The organism is Thalassoglobus polymorphus (assembly GCF_007744255.1).
Taxonomy (GTDB): domain Bacteria; phylum Planctomycetota; class Planctomycetia; order Planctomycetales; family Planctomycetaceae; genus Thalassoglobus; species Thalassoglobus polymorphus.
This window is the reverse complement of record NZ_CP036267.1, coordinates 2,002,450-2,027,312: the sequence shown is the minus strand read 5'-3', so window position 1 is coordinate 2,027,312 and position 24,863 is coordinate 2,002,450. Positions and strand designations below refer to the sequence as shown.

At 49.4% G+C, this 24,863-nt stretch carries 17 protein-coding genes and 1 tRNA gene; 9 read left to right on the top strand and 9 right to left on the bottom strand.

What is annotated here, in order from left to right; genetic code table 11:
* Positions 1-137: 137 nt before the first annotated feature.
* The 3 genes from Mal48_RS07415 to Mal48_RS07405 form a co-directional block, all read right to left on the bottom strand.
* The gene (locus Mal48_RS07415) at positions 138-386 is read right to left on the bottom strand and encodes a four-helix bundle copper-binding protein (RefSeq protein ID WP_231740017.1); all 249 of its coding nucleotides are present in this window, start codon (positions 384-386) and stop codon (positions 138-140) included.
* A gap of 154 nt (positions 387-540) precedes the next feature.
* Positions 541-744 carry a CsbD family protein gene (locus Mal48_RS07410; RefSeq protein ID WP_145197570.1) on the bottom strand — a complete coding sequence of 68 codons (204 nt, stop codon included), beginning with the start codon at positions 742-744 and terminating at the stop codon, positions 541-543.
* A gap of 75 nt (positions 745-819) precedes the next feature.
* Positions 820-1,083, bottom strand: a complete 264-nt coding sequence (locus Mal48_RS07405) for a BON domain-containing protein (RefSeq protein WP_145197568.1) — start codon at positions 1,081-1,083, stop codon at positions 820-822.
* 762 nt (positions 1,084-1,845) lie between these two features.
* On the opposite strand from Mal48_RS07405, the gene Mal48_RS07400 reads away from it, so the two are divergent.
* Together Mal48_RS07400 and Mal48_RS07395 are read left to right on the top strand one after the other, a co-directional pair.
* Positions 1,846-3,015, top strand: coding sequence for a diadenylate cyclase (locus tag Mal48_RS07400; RefSeq protein ID WP_197442143.1), 1,170 nt, complete (start codon positions 1,846-1,848; stop codon positions 3,013-3,015).
* A gap of 261 nt (positions 3,016-3,276) precedes the next feature.
* A complete protein-coding gene (locus tag Mal48_RS07395) occupies positions 3,277-4,227 on the top strand; it encodes a hypothetical protein (RefSeq protein ID WP_145197564.1) in 951 nt (316 codons plus the stop codon).
* 212 nt (positions 4,228-4,439) lie between these two features.
* Here Mal48_RS07395 and Mal48_RS07390 read toward each other — a convergent pair whose 3' ends face one another.
* The 3 genes from Mal48_RS07390 to Mal48_RS07380 form a co-directional block, all read right to left on the bottom strand.
* A complete protein-coding gene (locus Mal48_RS07390; protein WP_145197562.1) occupies positions 4,440-5,240 on the bottom strand; it encodes a tetratricopeptide repeat protein in 801 nt (266 codons plus the stop codon).
* Between the two features lie 315 nt (positions 5,241-5,555).
* Entirely contained in the window at positions 5,556-7,028 is a 1,473-nt protein-coding gene (locus Mal48_RS07385; protein ID WP_145197560.1) for a trypsin-like peptidase domain-containing protein, read from the bottom strand.
* A 67-nt stretch (positions 7,029-7,095) separates the two neighbouring features.
* Positions 7,096-7,545 carry a TraR/DksA family transcriptional regulator gene (locus Mal48_RS07380; RefSeq protein WP_145197558.1) on the bottom strand — a complete coding sequence of 150 codons (450 nt, stop codon included), beginning with the start codon at positions 7,543-7,545 and terminating at the stop codon, positions 7,096-7,098.
* Positions 7,546-8,081: 536 nt separating this feature from the next.
* On the opposite strand from Mal48_RS07380, the gene Mal48_RS07375 reads away from it, so the two are divergent.
* The 3 genes from Mal48_RS07375 to Mal48_RS07365 all read left to right on the top strand — a co-directional run bounded on the left by Mal48_RS07375 (position 8,082) and on the right by Mal48_RS07365 (position 16,487).
* Entirely contained in the window at positions 8,082-8,705 is a 624-nt protein-coding gene (locus Mal48_RS07375; protein ID WP_145197556.1) for an OB-fold-containig protein, read from the top strand.
* Positions 8,706-8,763: 58 nt separating this feature from the next.
* Complete coding sequence (locus Mal48_RS07370; protein ID WP_145197554.1) at positions 8,764-10,863, top strand: flotillin family protein; 2,100 nt, start codon at positions 8,764-8,766, stop codon at positions 10,861-10,863.
* Between the two features lie 146 nt (positions 10,864-11,009).
* Positions 11,010-16,487 carry a DNA repair ATPase gene (locus Mal48_RS07365; RefSeq protein ID WP_145197552.1) on the top strand — a complete coding sequence of 1,826 codons (5,478 nt, stop codon included), beginning with the start codon at positions 11,010-11,012 and terminating at the stop codon, positions 16,485-16,487.
* 8 nt (positions 16,488-16,495) lie between these two features.
* On the opposite strand, the gene Mal48_RS07360 is transcribed toward Mal48_RS07365, so the two are convergent.
* The 3 genes from Mal48_RS07360 to Mal48_RS07350 all read right to left on the bottom strand — a co-directional run bounded on the left by Mal48_RS07360 (position 16,496) and on the right by Mal48_RS07350 (position 20,645).
* Complete coding sequence (locus tag Mal48_RS07360) at positions 16,496-18,733, bottom strand: coiled-coil domain-containing protein (protein ID WP_145197550.1); 2,238 nt, start codon at positions 18,731-18,733, stop codon at positions 16,496-16,498.
* Between the two features lie 178 nt (positions 18,734-18,911).
* Positions 18,912-19,241 carry a thioredoxin gene (gene trxA, locus Mal48_RS07355; protein ID WP_145197548.1) on the bottom strand — a complete coding sequence of 110 codons (330 nt, stop codon included), beginning with the start codon at positions 19,239-19,241 and terminating at the stop codon, positions 18,912-18,914.
* Positions 19,242-19,457: 216 nt separating this feature from the next.
* Positions 19,458-20,645 carry an LptF/LptG family permease gene (locus Mal48_RS07350; RefSeq protein ID WP_145197546.1) on the bottom strand — a complete coding sequence of 396 codons (1,188 nt, stop codon included), beginning with the start codon at positions 20,643-20,645 and terminating at the stop codon, positions 19,458-19,460.
* 386 nt (positions 20,646-21,031) lie between these two features.
* Between Mal48_RS07350 and Mal48_RS07345 the strand changes: the two genes are divergently transcribed.
* The 4 genes from Mal48_RS07345 (at position 21,032) to Mal48_RS07330 (ending at position 24,856) form a co-directional block, all read left to right on the top strand.
* A tRNA-Ser gene (locus tag Mal48_RS07345) sits at positions 21,032-21,120 on the top strand.
* A 1,075-nt stretch (positions 21,121-22,195) separates the two neighbouring features.
* Entirely contained in the window at positions 22,196-22,402 is a 207-nt protein-coding gene (locus Mal48_RS07340) for a hypothetical protein (protein WP_197442141.1), read from the top strand.
* 350 nt (positions 22,403-22,752) lie between these two features.
* Positions 22,753-23,535 (top strand): hypothetical protein, encoded by a 783-nt coding sequence (locus Mal48_RS07335; protein WP_145197542.1) that lies wholly within the window; start codon positions 22,753-22,755, stop codon positions 23,533-23,535.
* An 88-nt stretch (positions 23,536-23,623) separates the two neighbouring features.
* Entirely contained in the window at positions 23,624-24,856 is a 1,233-nt protein-coding gene (locus tag Mal48_RS07330) for an ABC transporter permease (protein ID WP_145197540.1), read from the top strand.
* Positions 24,857-24,863: the final 7 nt, after the last annotated feature.

Genomic DNA, 24,863 nt, shown 5'->3' with positions numbered 1-24,863 from the left:
GTTCAAGCAGGGAAACTCAAAAGCAACGACATAAGCCGCGATTCACTGCGGACAAAAGCCAATCGCAGCTTCATGTCCGGTCTCGTGGTAAGCCAACGATGAAGTTCTAAGAGTGATTTCCATGAACAAGACAATGCCTAAGAGGCTTGAGCCATGCTTCGACAACTTTTGACGCAGGCGCGGCACGCTTCTGCGCATTTCTGGCAGTGATCATGATCATGAGCTCCACACTGCTCAGCACACCACTCACAGGCATCGGCGCACAGTCTGCAGATCTCTTCGCTGAATCGACTGTTTCTCGCGACTGCTTGCGCACACAGCAAACAAAGGTCGATGCACTCACGACAGCAGCGAGGACAATCGTTATCACTCTGCTCATCGAGCATCTCGCTCAAGCAATTCTCACATGCAACTGCACATTTTTGACAGGCTTCAATACAAGGATCCTGAACTGACATTTGTTTCTCCTTCCTGAATAGTTGAAAGCGTAAACGCGACCGGGCGAGCGTTGAACGCTCGCCCGGAAAAAGTTTGATGGACTCAGCAGCTGCAGGAACTTTCGAACTCGGAGACCTGCTTCTCTGCCTCTTCTTTAGCAACTCCGTATTGCTCTTGGACTTTGCCGACGAGTTCCTCACGCTTCCCATCGATGACGTCGAGGTCGTCCTCCGACAGCTTGCCCCACTTCTGTTGGGCCTGTCCTTTGACTTGTTTCCACTTTCCTTGAATTTGATCCCAATTCATCTTTCGTCTCCTTGTTATGAGTAATCTCACCTAAGCTACTGAACACAATTCCAGACACAGATAGTTCGATTTTCTTCAATACCATCGAGATTTACGCGATTTCCCACAGACTTCAATTTTGTTGACCACCGTTCGAACGCCGGGCACTTCCATGGCGATGGCCTGCGCGATTTGCAGCAGGTAGAAAGATGAAAGTTTGCCATTGAGCGTCACTGTGGAACCATCGGACTCGCACTTCACAGATGAATGTTCTGGGTAGCCAAGTTCGGTGATTGCGCGACAAACTCGTCGTACAAGATCCTTACTGGTGGATGTTTCATGAGATATCGCGTTTGGCATAGAAGCCTCCTGTTTTTACCAAATGAATAATCGAATCTGTTCGTCAACTCGATGTTCCTGATTCATTTTGCAACCGTCATGCCAGATGCTCTTATCCTGATAACTTTCACTCTCGGTTTTCGCAGAGGATGTAGTTTTACTGAGTTAAAAACCAAGTCCGACAGCACGATTCATTTAGAGAAGTTCCACGTGGAGACTTGTTTCATCACACTTTCGAAAAGGCGAGACCATGCATTGCTGGTCCGTGGACGACCAGCGCGTTCAAATGACGACCATGTGATGTTTTTGCACTTTCCCTGCAATTTCTCTGCAAGGGTTTACACATGTCTCAGTCGAGTTCCAGAAGAAGATCAGGCTCGTTTCTGACGAGAAGCGGCTATATTTTATTCGTGCGATCCGATTGGTCACCGGGAGAACCTTATTACAATCACGGTTGATTTCCGGGACGATTGTTTTCTGGCACGATTGTTTTCTGGCACGATTGTTTTCTGGCACGGTTGCTTTCTGGCACGGTTGCTTTCCGGGACGATTGTTACTGGGCCACAATTTGAAAGCGATTCACTGTTGTCGAATGGGTTTCGAATTGGTGTTCGAAGCCTGCCCTGTGAAGTTCAGCATTTACCAGAGAGCCGTTCTTCCTGGGCACAGAAAGTGCGTCAGTACTTTTGAACCAGTTCGAAAACCTCTGGAATCGTCGCTTTTCTCAACGTTTGAGAGAGCAATTTCGAGTTTCAGGACCAGTTCTATTAAATGTTAGACTCGATGCCACAATATGTTCGTGAACTGTTTGAACGCGTGCGATTCGCGGACTTGCTCGATGTCGCAATCGTTTCCATGCTGTTGTATGTCGTCATCATCTGGTTGCGGCAAAAAGCCTCACGGTCATTGGGAATTGTGGCTGTCGGGTTGGTTGTCCTCTTCGGACTGGCTCAATGGTTTGACCTTTACCTTACGACATTGGCGTACCAGTACGGTTCCATCGCAATTCTGATCACATTTGTGGTGATCTTTCAAAGTGACATTCGGTACGGTTTCGAAAAACTGGCTGCCTCGCAGTTTTTCTTACGTTCTTCGGTCAGCGGTCCCTCAGAGAATCTGACAGGAACTTTAACCGAAGCGATGATCTTCATGGCTCGTCAGCGGATTGGAGCCTTGGTCGTCATCCCAATGCGTGACCCACTGGGACGTCACATTCAGGGCGGAGTCGATGTGGACGCGAAAATCAGTCTGCCACTTTTGCTGAGCATCTTCCACCCAAAATCTCCCGGTCATGACGGTGCCGTTCTGATTGAACGTGAACGAATCGCGACGCTTGGAGTCCATCTTCCACTTTCCAGGCAAGTCGAGAAACTGCAGGGCAGCGGCACCCGACATGCAGCAGCCTTAGGACTTGCAGAATGCTGTGACGCAATGGTAGTGGCAGTCTCCGAGGAACGCGGAACGATTACGATTGCTAAAGATGGTGAGATGCAAGTCGTTGACCCAACGCAACTGGCTGACCGATTAAGAGCATCTCTTAAAGATGGACATTTCGCTGGCGGGAAGAGACGCCCACGCTACCACGGGGTGACGCTGCTTGTGTCAATCGCCACCGCAACGATGCTATGGTTCACATTTGCCTACAACACCGACACGATCCAGCGCACTTTTGTGATCCCCATCGAATACCGAAATGTCCCCGAAGGTTGGGAGATTGCGGAACCGAAACCGACTTTTGCCGAGCTAACACTCTCCGGCCCAGAGCCGGCCTTCAACCTTTTGAAACCTGCCTCGGCAGTTGTCTCACTGGAAGTGAAACCTATCGCAAAAGGGACTCGCTTTCCTCAATGGGAGAGCGAGTCAAACTTGAAGAATATCCCGAGTGAATTGAGCGTCGAGCAAATTGAGCCTCGGCAAGTGATCGTATCGTTACGGGAAAAAAGTGAGCAGTAGCCTCAACGAGAATCGGCTGTTTTCAGGGTACATTCTTGATAATTAACCCTCCGGGCGGCGAAAATTGCCTGTCGCGATCACGACTTGCACAGCATGTGGGCAGTACGAGGGCAGTCTTTGCCGGTGAAGTGACAGATTCACCCGTTCGCACCCGGTCGCTATTGCGAAAGAAGTCGAACGCAGGATATCACCGAAACTTTGGAATTCGTCCATTCTCTCTGGCAGTGGTGAAGCTTCAACATGTTTTGGCCAAAGTCAAAAGTGTCACGTTCTTTCGCACATCGATACGTCGACATGTGGGCCTTTATGGGTCTGCATCCGACGAACATTGACCTGCTGCAAAAACTGAAAAAAGCAGAGGATCAGCGGTTCGGTGCAAACATGGATGTCTGCGGAACCATCTCCGAAAAGAACATGAAAAGCGGAGAATGGAATCAGTCGCACATGGTCGGAATTCGTACCGATATCTGGAACCCGGACGCAGCACAACAATCTTCCATTCTGAACCGCTTGCAAGCAGACCGTCAGACTCAGTTACGTAAAGAAATCAAACGAAGCGGACGTCTCAGTCAATCACAAAAGAAGAATCTTGAACGACAACTCGAACGCGACCCTGTGAATAAAATGCGACCACAGGACATCGAGAACCGTCGACTTGTGATGAAGATATTTAAAACGACGGGAGAGCAAATTCGCTGGACCGGATCTGTCGAGGAGATGGTAACTCGGGAGTTGCACAATTCACTCGGCGTCAAAAGAACCATCCTTTCGTTTGTCACCAACCTGCAAGGTTACGAGTACATGACGTACATGCAGGAGAACAATCGCACTTTTCGCATCCCCTCCATTTTCAGTTTCAGCTACTTCGATGAACGACTTGAGAAAATGTGGTACCTGAAAATTAAAAGAAAATGGATCTCCATCGGTGCAGACTTTGTCATCGAAGCGAGCAATCAACCGATCGGCGAAATCGACGGAGCTCTCATCGGGTTGGGTTACAACGCTCACGTCTACGTGTACGAACAGACATTGGCCAAAGATCGAAAGTTTCTCGATCTCATCACACTCTTTACGACAACTGTCGGGTATCACTCAGCGATGCGGCGGTCGCTAAAACGTCGACTCAAGGCAACTCAACGCGGGCACTGCATGCAAAACATCATCGAAGACGAAGAGTTTCGCCTGCTCAGAAACCCTCGAGCCGCTGCCTAGTTTCTCAAGCCCGTGAAGACCACTTTCGTGAATTCACAGGCTGTTCGACATAAGGCATAACGAAAAACTCGCTATCGGGTTGAGCGTAGTACCAAAATCTTTTTCCAACTGCTATACAAAATTAACATTGCAGTAAGAGATCAACATAGTGAAGCTGCAAGGTTTCGTTGAGCGGACTTGTGCTTGATAGGCCTGAAGAATCTGGCAATGCTTTAATTCCATTCAGCCTGGAACGCGCGAAGCGTAATTTGCGAGTTGAGTCTTTTTTGCTTCTGTTCTAATCGTTTCAACTGTCGACGACAGCGTCCGGAACTGCGAGCGATTCGAAGTGCCGCATCGAGCGATTCCTTCGCCGAATGATCGTCTTCGTTTTGAGCGGACAACTTGCTTTTTAATTCGTATGCTGCGAGCGACAAAACGGAGTCTTCGTTGACGGTTGCCCAGCCAATCGCTTCTTCGAGCACAAAGAGTCCTGCTTCGACGTCGTCAATTTGCCAATAGAGTTCAGCTAGAAGGAGATTGGCCTTTGCTGCGATGAAATCATTCCCTTCCCTGAGCGAGAAGAGCAGGGTGATTGCCTCGTTCAATTCGCCGTCCAAAAAGTGATCATGAGCACGCCCGAAAAGAGTGGTCTGATCAATATGGAAGCAATCCTGCTCCGTGACGGATTTCAAGTTGTTCGAGATCGCCAACTGCTGATACTGCCTGGCAAGATGGGCGTTTTCAGACTCTCGGTAAAAGGCTGCCAGACGGTTATAGATCAGACAACAATTTCTAAAGTCCAAAGATCCAAGAAACGTGTCAGCTGACTCCAATAGAAAATCAGTAGCATTTTTTTGCGAGACGCAATCGAAAAGAAATTGAGCGTACTCGAGCATCAGATAAACAGAAGAATCACTCTGCAGGAGATCCTGAAACTGTTTGTTGGCCAGAGAGAAATCGCGGCGTTCAGCGGCTTGCCACGCTAAAGAAACAGCCTCATTACATGAAGTGAAATCCGTCCACACTTTCATCACATCGCTCTCCAGTCATGTGGAAAGAGAGTGAAAACGTTGAGGAATTACTACCTGAGACGGTTCTGATTCTACCGATTTTACCGATCTTGTCAATTGTAATGACCATCCATTTAGCCCCCGAGTGAGTAATCCGGGGGCTAAATGAATGCCAAAGCTGCAGCGATATCCCTGTAGAACAACCGTGACATGCACTCAGAGTGCAGCACTGGAGACTTCTCAGATGAGTGCTTCGGACGGTTGCTCAGAATAGACCGAGATGATCAGAGTTTCCTGCTCTACTTGAGTCTCAAGAATTAAGAGTTCGTCGACGCGTTACGGAAGTTCCAAAATGACTAGGCGAGACGTCATTTTGCCGTCTGTGATTCGACGGACTTTGAGGAGGGCAGGGCCGTTCTCGATTTGACTGAGTTGTTCGAGAAATTCTTCTTCGGTCGTAACCGATGTACGGCCCACCGCTTCAATCACGTCGAAGAGTTGCAGGTTGTCCGCATCCTGATTTGACTCAGCGACCTTCATGACAATCACACCTTGCTGGCTTTGTTTGAATCCGATTTGCTTTGCAAGTTGGGGAGTCAGGCGGTGCGTTGACAGGCCGGTGTTCTGATAGAGTGTTGGCCCCGGGACAGGTTGTTGAACTTCCGGGAGCGAACTCCGCTGAACATTTCGTTCCGCCAGTGTGACAGAGAGTGTCATCTTTCGTCCGTTGCGAACAACAATCATCCGGACCTGTTTATTCACCGGAGTCATGCTGACGCGGTGTATCAAATCGTTTTCGTCCTGGATGTCGACACCATCAAAGCTGATGATGATATCGTCACGTTGCAGCCCTGCATAAGCAGCTGGTGTTTTATCAAGAACAACGCTCACTCTGGCACCGAACAGTCGATCCAGAGAAAACCGTTTCGCGTCATCAAGGTCAAACTTATCATCGAGTTCGACTCCCAAATATCCACGCCGGACTTTGCCATGCTCTAAGAGTTGAATGGCGACAAACTGCACAAGGTTACTGGGAATGCTGAAGCCGATCCCCTCGTTTCCTCCTCCCTGAGATGCGATTGCCGTGTTGATACCGACAACGCGCCCATTCAAATCGATCAGCGGCCCACCACTATTGCCGGGGTTGATGGCAGCGTCGGTCTGGAGGAAATCCTGATTGATCACCCGGCTTCCCGGAAGATCCAGCGAGCGTCTCCCCTTGGCGCTGATGATTCCCAATGTCACAGACTGATTGAGACCGAACGGACTTCCCATTGCCAGAACGAAATGACCAATATCAAGGTTGTCACTGTCCCCCCAATGAGCAGCCGCAATCCCCGGATCTCGAACCCTTAAGACTGCAATATCACTTTCAGCATCTTCAATTTTTTCGATCGGATTGATCACACGCTGATCGGACAGCAGGATATTAATGTTCCGCAATTCCGCATCAGCGACAACATGACGGTTGGTGACAACAAACACACCTTCGACGCGTGGATCCGTAAGCAAGACACCGGAGCCGGTCTCCTCTGTGACGGAGTTGCGATCTTCTCGTTCGCTTTCAATATGGACAACCGCCGGACTGGTCTTCGCTGCGACCTTCGAGATTTGGCGTCCTGCCTGGTGCAGAATATCTGACAACTCGCCAGGTGCGAAGTTGGCAGTCGTTGTGGTTTTTCCGAATGAATTCGATGGCCCAATCCGCTGAGCTGCACGAATATCAACCGTTCTTAACGAATAGACTCCGAAGAGGCAGCAAAGCGCGATGACAATTGTCGATTTCAGGCCTCTTCGGGAAGTCCGCATATGATTCATCTCGTTCCAGTCAGAAGTTCAACCGACAGCCTGTTCCAATTGAAAGGCTTCCGGATTTTTACCGAGCATCCATCTTAACATCTCGAACTGTTAATTCACGATCATTCTCGCGAGCCAGATGCTCCCATGCTGATTCCCAGTTGTCGACCTCCTTTTCGGAGCCCCCGACCATTTCATACTCTCGCTGACATTGAATACAGCAAGAGGTGTGAGGCAAGGCTTTCAGTCGAGTGATTGGAATCGGCTTTTCACAATGTTCACACTTCCCATAGGTTCCCGACCGAATTGCTTCGAGTGCATTTTCAATACGAGACAGTTCTCGACTTTCGAGAGCTGCCAGTTGTGAACCAAGTTCCTGATCAGCATCAATCGTCGATTGATCCCCCAAGTCACCCGGGCCACGTTGCTCGCCCACCGATTCCATCTGGTGAGTCAGCTTGCGTCTTAACTCATCACGTTGTTCCGTTAACCGATGATGCAATTTCAAAAGTGCGTCTTTTCTCGCCATGATTTTTCCCTTCACCACAATGACTTGTGGCAAGGCTTCACTTAGGAAGCTTGCCAGAGAAACGATGACTGTGCAAAGCTCTGAGGACCCGGTCCTCAGGGAATTTTACGTCCGGTTCTGAAATAGCGAGAGGAAAAATCTAACGAGTTACACAACCTGTTATGCTGTATTGTGTTACGAGCCTTGCAATAGGCGAGTGGACAGGTCAGCTCCCCACAATTACGGCACAACCGTTGATACCGTCTGCTTCGACCACAGGGAACCGCCGTCAGCAGTCTTTTGCTTACACTCAGAACGAATGGCATGAGCGTCAGGACCGGACGCCGACTCTCGTAACAGGCCGATCTCCTCGCTGACATATCAGAATTAAAGTGCTCATTCAGTAGAGTCAAAACGGCCGGCAGAATCCGTTGAGCCATTAGAATTCGAAAACCGACCGAAATCCCCCTGGTTTCTTTGATCCAATTCTTCGATTCTGCGTTTTCCCAATGAAGCCCCTCATTCATGTTGCATAATGGCAACATCGGAGTTCAGTCATGATTGACATTGTTGAAACCTACTTCCAGTGGCCGGTTCTGCCTTTCAGCATCCTGCTCTGTCTCGTATGCGCGTACTGGCTGCTCGTCATACTGGGAGGGATCGACATGGACGCAATCGATTTCGATCTGGATCTCGATCCGGACATGGATGCCTCGGTCACTGACCTGGGAATGTTGGGGTTAAAATGGCTGAACCTTGGTGAAGTTCCGGTCATGTTGTGGATGTCAATCGTCGCACTCGCTGCATGGGTCGTAACGATGGTGTTCGATCGAGACATGGTCAATCCAACTTTTCAACAGAATGCTGTTGCGATTGGGAGGAGCCTGGGAATTGGAATACTCGCGGCGAAAATCCTGACGAATCCAATGCGGGGCAAGTTACGATCCAAGGAGCCAAACACAGTTCAGGACATGTTAGGGCGAACATGTTCGGTGATTACCAGTGAAGTGACGCCCAAGTTCGGAAATGGAATCTGTCATGTCGAGGATGGAGCCCCACTGCGGTTGAATATCCGAACAATTGAAGGCTCGATTCCAAAAGATGCGGTTGTCCAGATTGTGGATTTCTCACCTGATACCGGAATTTATTACGTCAAAGAGACAGGTGACCACCTGGCTTAACACCATGAACCGATGTACGGCTTCGCTCGTACAGTGACACTTTATGAAGGGCGATCACATGCCTTGGGAAATTTTCGTACCGATAGCTTTTGCCTGCGGTTTCATCTTCGTCGGCTTTCTCTTTGCGATGTCACGCTTCTACCGCAAGGTGGGACCAGAAGAGGCATTGGTCAAAACGGGTTGGGGCGGCATGAGGGTCGTCTCGGGTGGCGGGATGTGGGTGATTCCCATCGCACACCGTGTCGAACACATGGATCTTTCGGTCAAACGAATCGAAATTTCACGACGTGATGTCTCCGGATTGATTTGCAAAGATAACGTCCGAGCAGATATCGAAGTCGCCTTCTTCGTCCGTGTGAACAATACGTCACAAGACATTCTTCAGGTGGCTCAGGCTCTTGGCTGTAAGCGTGCCTCAGAGAAAGCTGCACTGGTTGAACTCTTTGATGCCAAGTTTTCAGAAGCACTCAAGACTGTCGGAAAACATTTCGACTTCGTCGATCTTTACACCGAGCGTGATCAGTTCAAAGAAGAAATCCTGAAGCACATCGGGACTGATCTCAACGGATACATTCTCGACGACTGTGCCATTGATTTTCTGGAACAGACCCCCATCGAGCATCTCAGCGAGATGAACATCCTCGACGCGGAGGGAATCAAGAAGATCACCAACCTCACGGCTCAGGAACATATTCAATCGAATGAGATTCTGCGTGAGAAAGAAAAGACGATCAAGAAGCAGGACGTTGATGCTCAGGAAGCAATCCTGGAACTTGAAAAGCAACGCGTTGAAGCGGTCGAAAAGCAAAAACGTGAAATCGCTGAAATCTCTGCCCGTGAGCATGCAGAAGCTGCCAAAGTCCAGGAAGAACAACGGCTCCGAGCAGACTCAGCTCGCATTGCGACAGAAGAAGAATTGCAGGTCGCTGAAGAAAACAAACTTCGTCAAATTGTTGTCGCTCAGAAAAATAAAGAACGAACAGAAGCGGTTGAAATTGAACGGGTTGAGAAAGACCGTTTGCTCGAAGTGACCGAACGCGAACGAATCGTTGGCTTAGCGGAGATTGAAAAAGAGAAAGCCATCGAAATTGAGAAACGAAACATTCAAGATGTGATCCGCGAGCGAGTCGCTGTCGAACGCTCAGTGGTCGAAGAACAACAACGTATCTTTGACACAGAAGAATTCGCCACTGCAGATCGATCCAAGAAAGTTGCGATTACCAATGCCGAACGAGATGCCGAAGAAGCATTAGTCAAAGAGATCAAAGCAGCCGAGGCCCAAAAACAGGCAGCCGGGTTCGAAGCAGAGAAAGTGGTCATCGAAGCGGAAGCTTCCCGCTCTGCAGCTGAGAAAGAAACCGCAGCCAAGAAAATGCTCGCAGAAGCTCGCCAGGCGGAAGTTGCCGCTGAGGGATTGGCTGAAGCTCAAGTCATGAGCGTCCGTGCGGAAGCCATTGAGAAAGAAGGGTCCGCCGAAGCCAACGTTATCGAGAAGAAAATTGTTGCAGAAGCCAAAGGTCAAAAGGCCAAGGCGGAAGCACTCGAGAAAGAAGGTATGGCCGAAGCGACTGTCATCGAACAGAAGTACTACGCCGACGCAAAGGGCATCGAGCAGAAAGCCGAAGCGATGAAGCTCTTCGATGGAGTGGGACGCGAGCACGAAGAATTCAAACTTCGACTCAACAAAGACAAAGACATCGAAATCGCAGCCATCAACGCACAAACAGAGATCGCCCGCGAACAATCCGAGATTGTCGGAGCCGCACTCGGCAACGCCCGCATCGACATTGTCGGTGGCGAAACCGAGTTCTTCGACAAGATCGTCGGTTCTATTCAGGCCGGGAAAGCTGTTGACCGCTACGTGAACAATTCCGAGGTCGTCACTGACGTCAAGAATACTTTCTTCGTGGGAGATGCCGACGGTGACTTCAAAGAAAACCTGCTGAAATTCACCAGCCAGTTCGGAATTTCATTCGAAGACGTCAAAGACCTCAGCGTCTCCGCCGTCCTCGGCAAGATGCTTCTTGAATCTGACGACGAAAAAACAACATCGGGTTTAAAGAAGCTGCAGAAATACTTCAAAAACGCCGGTCTCATGGACAAGAAAGTCGCGACCTTAGGCTTGGGGGTTCTGGCAAGTGAAGAAGGGAATGCATAACCGCTGCGAGTTTTCCGGACACTTGATGTGTCCGGAAAACCTTAGGAATTATTCAGTAAATCGCCGCCACTACTGAATTTCGTAGGCACGTAGAACATTCTCTATTTACAGTCGTCTTCAATCCCTGTTTTCAATATTGATTATTAATGGACTCTTCTCCACAACAACCTGAAGCTGCCACGCAACTTGAATCCGGGACCTATGAGATCCTGCGGAATCGGCTGCGGTCGCACGGGGAGGAGTTGCGGAGTCGCTTGGATCAACTGAATGAGAACCGCAAAGAAGTTTTCGGTTCGATCGATCTAAAGCTCCTGAACACTGAGAGAATCACAACCGAGCACAACTGTGTCCCGCGCGACATGGTGGCGGTTGGGGATCAGTTTTTATTCGGATACAATGTCCAGTTTGGACTTCGTACCGAACGAAATGTTGCAGATGTGTTTGCGGTGTACTCGTTCGACAATGAGACCAAAACGTTCAGCCCGGAGCCTTTAGATCTCCTCCAAAATGCGACGTTCGAAAAAGACTTTCAGGATGTCTATCGATATTACAAGAGCGCCACATTCGCGAAGTTTTACAAACGTGGTGTTCATCTTTATATGGTCTTTCAGGTTGGGAAAAGTCCGACCGACATCAAATCTTTTAAGTGGCTGGTTGAAGGGAGCACGCTGCGGTATCTCGATAATCGCAGCGACCACGAAGTTCGTTTTCCGGCTCAGCACGAATTCGAATGGCAGAAGACCACGCGAGACATGCAGCGACATGGGGAGCATCCGCATATCTCGATTGATGACCGAATTTTCGTTGAGACCGTCGGCGGTGACCTGACCATTAAGGTTGAGAATAATACGGAATCGGGAGCAGGGATCTATGAGGAACCTGTCGAGAATGCGGACCAGACGCTCGACGATGCGGACATTTTCTACGCATTGGTTGGTCACACGATTCTGCTCAAAATCAGGCCTTACCAGGAGCAGGATTGGCGCTACATCGTCTTCAATGAAAAGATTCAAAAAGCGAGCCGCGTCGATTCAATCGCTGACGCATGCGTCTTGCTGCCAGATGATCATGGGCTGATTTTTTCCAACGGGTACTATCTGCAAAGTGGTGAACGGAAAACGTTTGACACCAGCATTCAAGGATTGATTTTCGACCGACGCGTCTCTTCCCCGAATGGCGAGGATACGCTGTATGTTTTTTACCAACCGGTCCAAGGTGCGTACGTTTTACTCGGTTACAATCTCATTGAGCAAGTTGTCGACACTCCGGTCATCTGTAACGGTTTTACGATGTTCCGTGGCGGCGAAACGATCCTCTTCAAATCTCATGGTGAGCCACAAAAGCACCACGCGGTTCAGGTCTGGCAAACTCCGTACGTTGGAGAGGATTACGAAACTTTTGAGAACACAGATTCCTATCTGTACAAGATCGGCAATCGAGACATCGTTCGCGGAATGGCGGAGTGTCACGAGATCTTGAATCTTATCGAGAAAGAAGACAGCTACTCAGACCTGTACGTCGATCTGGTCAAGTACGCCGGCGATATTCTCGACAGTTACTTTTGGATCAACAACGCCGAAGCCGCCAACCTTGGTGAACCGTTACAACAAATCAAAGTCGCAGCGACATCGGCGGTTGATGAGTTCGAGAAAGTTGTTCGTGTCCGACAAAACACTCGCGAGCAGACTCAGCAGGTCGCTGGCGAAACTCGTGAATTGTTGAATGAAGTCGGTCGGCGACGATTTGACAACATCGACTCCTTCGTAAAATCCCTGGCAGGGCTGCGACGTGTTCGTGGCGAGATTATCGGCTTGCGCGACTTACGATATGCCGACACGGAACTGATTGAGCAGCTGGAAACAGAAGTTGCAGAACAGGCGGAACAGCTTTCGCATCGATGTGTTGAGTTTTTGTTAAACGACGACGCATTACAGCCCTATGCCGATGCTGTCGCGATTGAACAAGCGGGGATTGACGATCTCAACAAGGTTGCTGATGCGAAACAGGTCGAAGAGAAGATTGCAGAGTCGTCGCACGAATTAGAAATGCTGATCGAAATTGTCAGCAATCTCAAAATCGATGACGCCACGCAACGTACGACGATCATCGACAACATTTCTGGAATCTTCTCGCACGTCAATGCAGCTCGGGCGTCGCTGAAACGAAAGATTCAGGAACTGGCATCCGTAGAAGGCTCCGCGGAGTTTTCGAGTCAGTTGAAGTTGATGAACCAGTCGGTTGTCAACTACCTCGATGTTTGCGACTCCCCCGAAAAGTGTGAAGAATACCTCACCAAGTTAATGGTTCAGCTTGAGGAACTCGAGGGAAAATTTGCCGAGTTTGATGAGTTCATCGTCCAGCTTGCTGACAAACGAGAAGAAGTTGCTGGCGCGTTTGGTTCACGGCGAATGCAACTTGTCGAGAAGAGAAACAAACGGGCCAATGCACTTGCCGATGCTGCTGATCGTATCCTGAAAGGTGTGAAGAATCGCATCGAATCCTTCCAGGAGATCAGTGATATCCATGGATATTTCGCCTCCGACCTGATGATCGACAAGGTTCGCAATATCATCTCGGATCTGGAAGGCTTGGGAGACAGCGTCAAGGTTGACGATATCCAGTCGCGGCTGAAAACAATTCGCGAAGATGCAGTCCGGCAACTGAAAGACAAGAAGGAACTGTATGAAGATGGCGATCACGTCATCCGATTCGGCAACCACCGCTTCTCGGTCAACACGCAGGTCCTCGACCTGACGACCGTCCTTCGCGATGGGGAACTCAATTACCATTTGACAGGGACAGACTTCTACGAACCGGTGAACAGCGAAGAGCTGAACTCTACACAATCAGTCTGGACGATGGAAGTTGTCAGCGAGAACAAGGATGTCTACCGGGCTGAATTCCTGGCCTACACAATGTTACAGGCCGCACGAAACGGACAGTGGAATCCTTACGAAGACCAATCGTCGCCGCAGTCCGCGAAACAGCTGATGAACGAAGTTGATCTTCTCAGCGAAGTTCAGAAGTTCATGGGACCACGTTATCAGGAAGGGTACTCGAAAGGGGTGCACGATCAAGATGCCGTCAAGATCCTTCACGCACTCCTTGAAATTGATAACGCCTGTGGACTGTTGCGGTACTCTTCACAAAGCCGCGTTTTGGCAAATTTATTCTGGTGGAACTTTGGAGATTCGAAAACGAAAAAGCTCAAAGAGCAGGTTCTAACCGGTTTCGGGACGATCTCGCAATTCTTCCCAGGCACGGATCAACAACAAGAGTATCTTGCGGATCTTCGCGAGATGCTGCTCGAGTTTATCGAAGAAAGTGAATTCTACGGAACATCCGAAGTCCCGTCTGGGCGAGTTCATGAAGCTGCTGAGTATCTGTTTGATGAACTGACCGATGATTCACGCAGAGTACGCGGAAACCAGTTTGTTGTGTCGCAAACAGCAGCCGATCTGTTTCGTGAGTTCCATGATCACTTAAAACGATTGGATGCGCAGGAACGTTTCACGAAAGCGATGAAAGCGGTTCAGCGCGATACGCTGGCATCTTTCGAACTTGCACGTGACTGGACCACAGCTTTTCTGCTGAACTACGGAAACGGAGAGGAAGTTTTCGACTATCGTGAAGAAATCGCCAAGCTGATCATGGATGGTCAAGTCGATGAACGGGCTGTCGTGGCAGCTCAGATGGAACGTAAACTCACCAAGATGATCGGGACACACCCTGTCATTCAGTCCGGAAATTATGAGTTACGATTTAACCACTTTCTGGATCGCTTGAGCACTTTTGAACGCGAGACCATCCCTCGCTTCAAACGCTATCATGAGTTGAAATCTCAGCTGGTTGATGAACACCGAGACGCGATGAAGCTCACGGAATTCCAACCTCGCGTCCTCACATCGTTTGTGCGCAACCAATTGATCGACCAGGTCTATCTGCCGTTAGTCGGGGATAACCTCGCGAAACAAATCGGGACAACTGGAGAAGGGAAACGGACCGATCGCCAAGGTCTATTGTTGTTAATCTCTCCCCCTGGGTACGGAAAAACAACACTGATGGAGTACATCGCCAATCGTCTGGGCATCATCTTCATGAAGGTCAACGGCCCTGCATTGGGACATGAGGTGACGTCACTCGATCCGGCAGCTGCTCCAAATGCTGGGGCACGAGAAGAGGTCGAGAAGTTGAATCTGGCCTTCGAGATGGGTGACAACGTTCTCATCTATCTCGACGACATTCAGCACTGTCATACCGAGTTCCTGCAAAAGTTTATCAGCTTGTGCGATGCTCAACGAAAAATTGAGGGTGTCTATAAAGGCAAAACACAGACGTATGATTTCCGGGGGAAAAAAGTTGCCGTTGTGATGGCGGGAAACCCGTATACGGAGAGCGGCGAGAAATTCCAGATCCCGGACATGCTCAGCAATCGGGCCGACATCTACAACCTCGGTGAAATTATCGGCGACACTGCTGATGCCTTTGAACTGAGCTATATCGAAAACGCACTCACTTCGAATTCCGTTCTGGGGAAACTTGCATCTCGTTCTCAAAAGGATGTGTATGCCGTTGTAAAAATGGCGGAGCGAACCCTGCGTGGGGACGCAGCTCCCTCTGAGGGAATCGACTTCGAAGCCAACTACTCGATGGAAGAGCTGAACGATTTCGTCGACACAATGATGAAACTGATGCGAGTCCGCGATGTTGTTCTGCGGGTGAATCAGGAGTACATCACCTCAGCGGCTCAGCATGATGATTACCGCACCGAGCCACCATTTCTCCTGCAAGGTTCTTATCGAAATATGAACCGTATCGCAGAGAAAGTGCTGCCGGTCATGAATGGCGACGAGATCGAGTCGCTGATCCAGAGTAGCTACCAGAACGATGCTCAGACACTGACCTCCGGAACAGAAGCCAACCTGTTGAAGTTTAAGGAATTGACAGGAACACTCACCGCAGGCGAGCAAGAACGTTGGGACGACATCAAACGGACGTTCAAGCAGAACATCAAAATGCGGGGTATCGGATCAGACGACAAAGTCGGTCAAGTGATCGCTACACTCACGACATTCAGCGATGGTCTCGATTCAATTCGTAAAGCAGTCAACGAGGGAGCAACCACCCTCTCAGCGAAGTCAGATTCTCAGAGCGACACCCCTGACGAGGATGTCCTACGTGAAGAACTTCGTGCAATGTCCTTACAACTGGCAGACGGACTGGAACAAATTGCTCGACTTTCGAACCGTCCCATCAATGTGAGCGTCCCGCCACTTGAAATGAAATGGCCGGATACATTTCCGACCACCACTGCTCCTGATTCGGCGCGATCAGAAGAGCCGAGAAGCACCTCGGATCAGAACAGACCAAAGATCGTAGACGAAGAAGAGGGCGAAAACACGAAGTCAGACGAGCGCATTACAATCGTCAATCGTTTGCCGAAAACGGTTTACGGAGTTCTGGAGTCTCAGTTCGAACTCATGCAGCAATGGCTCAAACCGCTGACAGAACTCTCGATGAGTCAACACCAACAAATTTCGAACCTGCAGCCCAAAATTGAGGAGTGCTTGAGCAACTATCAACGCTTACTCAATAAACTCGAAGCAGCACAGGATCGAGATTGACGACTCATTTAAGCTGCCTGTGAAATCGAGCTGAATCCGTCATCCTTATCTTGTTCTGATTGCAAACGCGCGATTTGATCAAGGGCCACTTCCAATTGAGTGACCAAATCTCGAATGATATGTTCCGCCTGAAGTCGATCAACGTTCCATTGATCACGAATCGCGGAGAATTCCTGCTCCCGAGTTGAAAGTGATTCCAGATTCTCTTGATGCGAAAGTTCTCGCTCAGCGACAACCTGATCTTGATCAGCAAGCCAGGAAGAGAGTTCGGCACCTTCTGATCGCATCTCAATGAGTCGTTCTTGAAGACGTTGAATTGACTGCTCCACCTCACGGCGCTGCCGCCCTAAGATTGCCAGCAAACCATTCAGATGCCGCGATGCCTGAACCGGTTGGTTGCTAGGTGTTTTTGAAGTCTCTTGAAGTGAATCTTCCAGTTCATCGCTGAGCGCTTCAACCTGTTTGTGAGACTCAACAAGTGAGGCATACTCTTCGTCGAGACGTTTCTCCTGATTCTGAAGCCGCTCTTGTGTCAAAGCACGTTGCTGCAACCACAGTTGACGTTCTTCCAGAAATTGTTCCTTCGAGCGAGCAAGGTCACGTTCGGTAGTCCGACGAGTTTCCGCAAACAGATTCTGTTCTTCTTCCAGGCAGTCCTCTCGCTTTCCAACGAGGTCACGGAAACGTTTCATATGAGTGAGCCGTAAGCGAATCCCACGTTCAACTTCCTCTTTCCACAACCTTTGCTTCTGACGCTGCTTTTCTAAATCTGCTGACTCTGCATTGAGATCATTCCGGACACGATCGAGGTGTCTTTCATGAAGTTGAGTTCGCTTCTCGAAATCGATCTCGCGTCGCTGAAGATTCTTCTCACGCAAATCGAGCGCAGCGAGCTTCTCCTTTTTCACATCTTCAAGCTCTTCGAGTAGTCGAGAACGCTCAGTTGTTCGCTGACTGGACCATTCTTCATTCAGTCGATTTTGCTCTCGCTGATCCAGTTCAAGTTGACGCCTTGCTTCCTTCAAAGCAGCTGCTTCTTCGGAAAGCTCTTTAGAGAGTTCTTCTTTCAGACGTCGCCGTTCTTCGAGAAGATTTTCTTTCTCAATCTGAACTTTCTGTGAGAACTCTTCTTCCAGAACACGACATTCTTCATTGAAGGTTTCTTTCTCCAGCTTTAATTGTGCGTCAAAATTTTCTCGTTCAGTTCTCAGTTGCTCCTTGAGCTTCTTCTCTTCCGCTGCCTGTTGGAGTTCCCAGGCTTCTACCTGTTCGAGATGGCTCAGCTGTTCCCCTTCGAACGCTTGACGAGCTGTTTTGATTTCTTCTTGTTGCCGTTGAACTTCGGCTTCGAATTGAGTCTGCTTTTCAAGAGATTCCTGCTCGAACGCCTGAGTGCGCGCCAGCATCTCGGTTTCGAATGTCTGAGTGCGACTCAGCATCTCAGTTTCGAAGGCCTCTTTCTCGGCCTTCTGTCGGGTCTCCCATTCTTCGACAGACTGCTGATGCAAACGAATTTCTTCATCGAGCTGATGTCGTTCTTGTAACATCTTCGCTTGATGCTCAGCCACTTCGTTGTTGAAGTCCGCTTCCAACTGCTCCAGTTTTGCTTGCCGTTCGAGTTGGAGTCTTTGCTTTTCGAGAACTTTTTCCTTCGCCCAATCCTCGACATTTTGCCGATGCCGCGTTTTTTCGCTCTCGAACCGCTCTGATTTTTCCGCGAATTCTTGTTCGTGTTCTCGAATCAGTTCGTCGAGTGTCGATTCGCGCTGTTTGCATTCCTCTTCAAACGTCTTGCGAGATGCTTCCAACTCTTTAGCAAGTTCCGCCTGTTGACGAATTTGTTTCTCGCGACACTCAGCAGCGAAGGCATCTCTCTTCTTCTGCATTTCGCGTTCAAACTGAGCTCTTTGAGACTCCAGAGCGTCTGCTTTCTTTCGAACAGACTCCTCTTGTTGTTCAGCTGCGGTTCGACGCTCGTTGACCTCTTTCTCGATTGCCGAAACTTTTTGCTCGCGTTCGAGAAGTTCCTGTCGCAATTCGTTCGCCTTGCGTTCCGCAACTGCCTGGCTTTGCTGCGTCGAGCGTTGTTGTTCCATCAGCACAGACATTTGCTGATTCAGATTTTGCTCACGGCGATCAAGCTCAGAGAGTTGAGCCTGCAAATGAGAAAGAATCTGACCGGCTTGTTCAAGCCGGTCAGAGTTCTGAGTAGAATTCATGGGGAACGATTCCATTCGTTCGGACATGGGGACTCCTTCCCCGAGATCATGTGAAGATGAAATCGGTCTGCTCTCAGAGCAGACCCAAGTCAAGCATTTTCAATGCTTGTCGTCTCAGTGAAAACAAACTCTGTGAAGACTGACTTTCTATGTGATGAATCACCCATCTCCACGAGACTATTCGCGGACATCTTTCAAAAGTGCTCTAGCCGGTAAAGCCATCAAGCATTTCTGCAAGTTGTGCTTTTGGAGGGCCACCAACGATTCGTTGAACCGGTTCTCCACCTTTAAAAACGATCAGAGTCGGGATGCTGTTGATCTGGTAATTGATTGCCACTTGACGATTTTCGTCAGTGTTCAATTTTCCAATTTTCACTTTGCCAGCGTATTCATCTGCCAGGGCTTCGATGGTAGGTGTCAACGCTTTACACGGACCGCACCAGGGAGCCCAAAAATCGACGAGTACGGGCTGATCGCTGGACAACACTTCATCCTGGAAAGTGGCGTCAGAAAAATCTACTACATTACCTGCCATGACTTGAATCCTTATTACGCTTAGTCAAAAGAGACTGGGTCAAATGAGATTGGCTTGTGCTTCGAACTACCGGATTATAGGGAGGGCAACATGTGTGTCAACGTCTTCCAAAACAGAAAAGGACTCGTAACTATTTGATAGATATGGACTTGCCACAACGATCCGAACATTCAACATTCCGCAGGACAGTTGAAAAACAAGATCATCTCCGAACACTTAGTATCGAACCACTTTCCGCATGACAAACCAGGACAACGCAATCACAATCAAGTTCGCGATCCACATGGACCATACTGGAGAAATATGACCGTTTTTGGATTGCGCCATCAAACCGAGCATTAACGGATAATATCCACACACAATTGGAACGAAGCAGAGCATGAAACTCTTCAAGAACTGAGACTGTCCAAACCGAATGGCGACTGGACTTCCCAGAAGTGCAAAGAAGAAGCAGCTGCAGGCCATTGCGTAGCGGCTATGCACTTCGGTGTTGAGCTTGTTGTATCGTTTGCGATCGCCGTTCAGCTCTTTCGTGGTCGTTTTGACATCCCCTACGAGTTGCTGAAAATTCGCCCCAGTCATCGACATGAATGCTTGAATGGCTCGTTTCTTCTTTTGAGTCTCCCGAAACGATTCGATCTGCTCAATTTCTGTTCCGATTGAGAGAATTGGAAGATCTCGTGCCTTGCGGACTTCATCCTCGCGCTCCCAGCGAATTCGTTCTTCCTGCGTTCCACTAAAAAACACACGATGGTCGCCCGGCAACTCAATAAACCCGTTTGTCATCGCAATCACGACCTCTTGACGTTTGAGATCGAGTCGTAGTTCTGCTTCTTCAGCCTGCATCGTTACGATCCGACCATTCTTCGCGTAGCGAAAGACCGGATGTATCAGTTTACGATCGTCCACGGCAGCAACATGCACGTGTAATCCAGTCCCACGGTCGCTGAATTGCAACTCTGTTCGCAAACGCTCGATGAAAACATCTTCCAGGACTGAAATCGCGTGCTGTTCAATTTTGGTCATAGACCACGGAATCATTTGATCGCTTAAAACCAGCGTTCCCGCACTTAATGTCGCTCCAAGAAACAGGGCAGGTAACATCAACGAGACTGGATGTATCCCAGCAGATTTCGCGGCAATCACTTCCTGATCACCTGCCAATCGTCCATATACCAGCGAAACCGTCAACAACATTGCTGCCGGAATTGTGAACGGGAGCATATGTGGAACGACAAACGGCAAGACCTGTAAAGCATGGGCTGGCGTCAAACCACGTTCGGTCGCCTGTTGAAAAACTCCGACGAAAACCAGCAAAACGGTAATACAAGTGAGCACAAACGCAAACACGCGCAGCACTTCCCACAGGATGTATCGCTGCAAAATTGGAATTTTAAAAGGCATCTCTAATGTTGTGTCCGAAAGTCCATTCCAGGTCGACAACTCACTCCTCAAGCAAGCCCCAACATCAAAAGGACTTGATCTGATCGAACAACAACAAAATCGCAGACTATCATTTGAATCAACGACAGCAATTTCAGCGATTTTGGGAGTTCACCAGTCACATGAGGAATTCTAAAGTCACTGCAAGCAAGGAGTTTGGAGGCCGAAACATCAATGTTTCCAGCTGAGATATATTCGATACCGGCAAATTCCGTCAATATGGACTGAGTTTGAGGGCTCTCAGAGAAATCCTTGAAGCGAAATCGCTCTCTATCTTGAAACTCTGCGAAGGAACTTCTATCTTTCGTCCCCGGAGCCTCACTCACACTTTTGTGTCGGCTCCAAAAGGAGAGATGGCAGAGTGGCCGAATGCGCATCATTGCTAATGATGTGTCCCTGTCAAAGGGGACCGCGGGTTCGAATCCCGCTCTCTCCGCTCACCTTGCAGGCTTTGCTTGCAAGGTGTTTTTTTGTTTAAAGCAGTCCGAAAACCATCGGGATAGACACTTTTCTCAACATTCGAGAGAGCAATTTCACGTTTCAGGACCAGTTCTAAAGCAGTTCGCTCTCCCATATGCCTGTGAAGAATGCGTTTCACCTGCGAAATGGCTGTTCGCAACAAGGCGGAACACGAACGCTAATTCGAAAAATGCCAAAGTGACCTCTGTTGGTCACTTTTCAGCTTTTTCCCGTTCTGACCGGTTGATGCTCAATCGAGTTTCGTCTCTTCGCTCGGACCTTCTGACTGGCTGACTGGCTTCTTGATCGTGAATGTGGCGGTCCAAGTCTTTTTTCTTATCGAAATCGTGACCAATAAGTAATACGTCTGACCACGGTATTCAGGACGACATACTCTTTAAGTCACTGTCTGGCGCGTGATGTTGCCACTCTCAAAGATGAGTCAGGATCAATTCGACAGCGTTGGATTCACATACGAAAAGGGAACACCTGTTGATTTTTCGTGGTTACTTTTCAGCCTCCGTCCCAGATCGCCTGAGATTAGAGCAACCCCAACGCTGGATTCAGGTTCTGTCTCGTGGCACGCAGTCGATGACATTGGAAAAGGACCCTTTCCGGGAACGATTCATATTGAAAACGAACTCAGTCGGATTCATCGTAATCGATGACTCAATCGGGAGGCGTCTACCCCGGTAGGATTTCCTCCAGAGTCACTGATCAATGTCCGATAAATAGGAAGGACCGTTGTTTCCGCATCAGTACTTTCACCCAGACTTTTGAGTTCGTCGGTTTTCATGTTCCACAACTTACTCATTCTCTGGACCATATCGGCAGCCATCTTTCATGTGCTGTTGGGATGCTGTTCACCATATGTAAATTGTGGTGCCTTCCCCTGCAAAACGTGCGTCGACTCGACTTTGGATGATTGCGAATGTGCCTGCTGTCAATCTGAGCGTGACGAAACGGAGATTTCCCCATCAGAACAAGAAAGCAGTCTTCTATCGTCGACCTGTGAGGAGAGTCATCAGAGCCCCAAAGAGCCTTGTGATGAAGTGAACTGTCACTTTGTGTTTGCAGCTCGAACCGATGACGCTTTAGATACTCTTTCCAGCAATCTGCTAACGACCGTCCAAGAGGTTTTGCCAGCTTCGTTCTTTCTTGACGTGCTGATCGGCGGCAATCGACTTGAGCAACCGGATGAATTCTTATTAACAACTTCTGAACCGCTCTACGCTATCAAGCAGGTTTGGCAGGTCTAGAGTCATCCAAAATTGGTCTATACGTTTTGCCTCGTGGCGAGCAGTTTGAGAAGTCATGAAAGTGACTTCCAGCGTCACGACAAGCGTTCAAAATGCTCAATAGTGTTATAGACCATTCTTCTTCCCATGGCAGGGACTGGCCCACGCTCATTTGAGCGAGCTCACCTGGCGTCCTTCGAAATACCTGGTCGCTGCTGAATCGCTTCCAGCTGCCGAAATCATTATTCCCAGACTTTACACGACTTTCACCGGACCCTTCCGAGCCATTGTTCTCTGCGTCGCAGACTCCGATCTGCCGAGTCGGTTGATGCGGTCTCGGTTCACATTCGACATAGTAAAGGATTTCAACCATGACCAAGAATACTCAAACACTCACGTTAGCATTCATGCTGATAGCTGGAGCACTCCCTCTGAACCATCAAGCTGCCGCTGCTGAACTCAGTGCGGGCCAGCAGGCAGTTGAATCGAATGCCCAGAATGGAAAATTCAGTTTCGTTTTGTTCTATCGCAGCAAGGACTCGGCAACTCAGTCGATGCAGCAAGTCCTTCAATCGACACTTGCGAATCGGAAGGACGCTTCAATTGTGTCGGTTCAAATTAGCGACAATCGCGAACAAGCATTGATCGACCAGTTTGACGCAACTCGAATTCCGATGCCCGCCGTCGCAGTTCTCGCCCCAAACGGAGCGATCGCCAGCGTGTTTCCTCAGCGAGTCACGCCTCAGCATCTCACTGCAGCAATTGTTTCTCCCACGCAAGCGGAATGCCTGAAAGCACTTCAGGATCAGAAAATCGTTCTGCTGTGCGCTCATCCAGAAGAGGAAAAGGCCGTTCCAGCTGGTGTAACTCAGTTCCAAAACGACGCCTTGTTCAAGGATCGCACCCAAGTAGTCACTGTGAAAGCAAATGATCCGGCGGAAGCTCGCTTCCTTCAGCAACTCCGCGTCCGTACCGACCATCCAACTTCCATTGTGGCGTTTATGGCCCCTCCTGGAATTATGCTCGGCCTTTATAACGAGAATGTCACACACAGCATTCTGGCTCAGAGACTGGCTGCTGCCGGGCAGTGCTGCGACGACACAAACTGCAAGCACCACAAGTCCGCGAGTGGAAAACAAGCACCGCGACGTTGATTCGATTCCACAAGCAGGGGAATCGCTTCTTTGCAGTCTTTGTGATTTCGGTGCTTAACTTAATACTCAACACTCAGGATTTGATTTCATGAAACTTCGAACACTCATCTGGAAGGAACTCTGGCAACGTCCCACGACGATGCTGACGAGTCTTTTAACAGTGACGCTCGGCGTTGCAGCACTCGTTGCGATCCAAAGTATTACCGTCTCTTCCGAACAGAAAATTGCGGGTGACATGGAATCACTGGGAGCAAATGTGCTTGTGCTACCGACCAGTGCATCCCTACAGGATTACTATTCTGCCGACATGCATGGTCAAACCATGCCCGAAGAGTACGTCACCAGGTTGGCACTCGCTCGAATGCCCGGAGTTGAGAACCTTGCTCCGAAACTGTGCGTCGCGGAAACGGTAGACTCCACTCCGGTCACACTCACCGGAATTCTTCCCCGTTCCGAATTTCAGGCGAAATCGTCTTGGCAGGGTCTTAACCTGATGGCGAATCCTGTCGGCTCCGGTCGAGGATGCTGCCTCACTCCGACTTCAGTCGGAAATGGTGATGACGAAAACCCTGCAGATCTCGCAACGACACGAACCATTCAAACTCTCGGGAAGCGAGAAGTGATACTCGGCTCAGATATTGCCACGAAGCTCGGAAAGAAAACGGGGGATCAACTTAACCTGCTGGGAGAAAAATTCCAGGTCCTGGCAGTACTCCCTGAAACAGGAACGGTCGACGACAGTCGCCTGTTCGCTCATTTACATTCCGTTCAGGATCTCTCCGGAGCCGGGCCAGTCATCAATGTCATCGAGATCATGGCGTGCTGTGAGGAAGCAGCGGGCGATCTGATTGGCGATCTCTCAGCTGTCCTTCCCGAGACCCGGATCGTAACCATTGCACAAGTTGTGGAAACGCAAGTCGCCGTCAACGGATTGATGTCGAGCCTCTCCTGGGTCTTCTTTTCGATCCTGCTGCTTGTCGGAGGAGCGAGCATTGCCAGCGTCATGTTTGCGAATGTCACCGAACGCCGCAAAGAAATTGGCACACTCATGGCTTTGGGAGCAGGGCGCCGGATTGTGACGCAACTGTTTCTCGGCAAGGCAACTCTTCTTGGTGTCTCGGGTGGATTCATCGGATTTTTGGCAGGGACGATTGTCGCAGTCGTCCTCGGCCCGCAACTCCTTGGAATTGCTGTTCAGCCAATGCCACAGTTACTGGCTATCGGTATGATAACAGCAACTGTCGTATCCTTACTTGCCAGCTACTTTCCCGCTCGTAAAGCTGCGGGGCTCGACCCTTGCCTCGTGTTCAACGACGCCTGATTTCTCA

Excerpts from the sequence above, each read along its gene's own strand:
- Mal48_RS07415 (WP_231740017.1), bottom strand. The coding sequence starts at position 386 with ATGCTCGATGAGCAGAGTGATAACGATTGTCCTCGCTGCTGTCGTGAG.
- Mal48_RS07410 (WP_145197570.1), bottom strand. The coding sequence starts at position 744 with ATGAATTGGGATCAAATTCAAGGAAAGTGGAAACAAGTCAAAGGACAG.
- Mal48_RS07405 (WP_145197568.1), bottom strand. The coding sequence starts at position 1,083 with ATGCCAAACGCGATATCTCATGAAACATCCACCAGTAAGGATCTTGTA.
- Mal48_RS07400 (WP_197442143.1), top strand. The coding sequence starts at position 1,846 with ATGCCACAATATGTTCGTGAACTGTTTGAACGCGTGCGATTCGCGGAC.
- Mal48_RS07390 (WP_145197562.1), bottom strand. The coding sequence starts at position 5,240 with ATGAAAGTGTGGACGGATTTCACTTCATGTAATGAGGCTGTTTCTTTA.
- Mal48_RS07385 (WP_145197560.1), bottom strand. The coding sequence starts at position 7,028 with ATGCGGACTTCCCGAAGAGGCCTGAAATCGACAATTGTCATCGCGCTT.
- Mal48_RS07380 (WP_145197558.1), bottom strand. The coding sequence starts at position 7,545 with ATGGCGAGAAAAGACGCACTTTTGAAATTGCATCATCGGTTAACGGAA.
- Mal48_RS07375 (WP_145197556.1), top strand. The coding sequence starts at position 8,082 with ATGATTGACATTGTTGAAACCTACTTCCAGTGGCCGGTTCTGCCTTTC.
- Mal48_RS07370 (WP_145197554.1), top strand. The coding sequence starts at position 8,764 with ATGCCTTGGGAAATTTTCGTACCGATAGCTTTTGCCTGCGGTTTCATC.
- Mal48_RS07365 (WP_145197552.1), top strand. The coding sequence starts at position 11,010 with ATGGACTCTTCTCCACAACAACCTGAAGCTGCCACGCAACTTGAATCC.
- Mal48_RS07360 (WP_145197550.1), bottom strand. The coding sequence starts at position 18,733 with ATGTCCGAACGAATGGAATCGTTCCCCATGAATTCTACTCAGAACTCT.
- trxA (WP_145197548.1), bottom strand. The coding sequence starts at position 19,241 with ATGGCAGGTAATGTAGTAGATTTTTCTGACGCCACTTTCCAGGATGAA.
- Mal48_RS07350 (WP_145197546.1), bottom strand. The coding sequence starts at position 20,645 with ATGCCTTTTAAAATTCCAATTTTGCAGCGATACATCCTGTGGGAAGTG.
- Mal48_RS07335 (WP_145197542.1), top strand. The coding sequence starts at position 22,753 with ATGACCAAGAATACTCAAACACTCACGTTAGCATTCATGCTGATAGCT.
- Mal48_RS07330 (WP_145197540.1), top strand. The coding sequence starts at position 23,624 with ATGAAACTTCGAACACTCATCTGGAAGGAACTCTGGCAACGTCCCACG.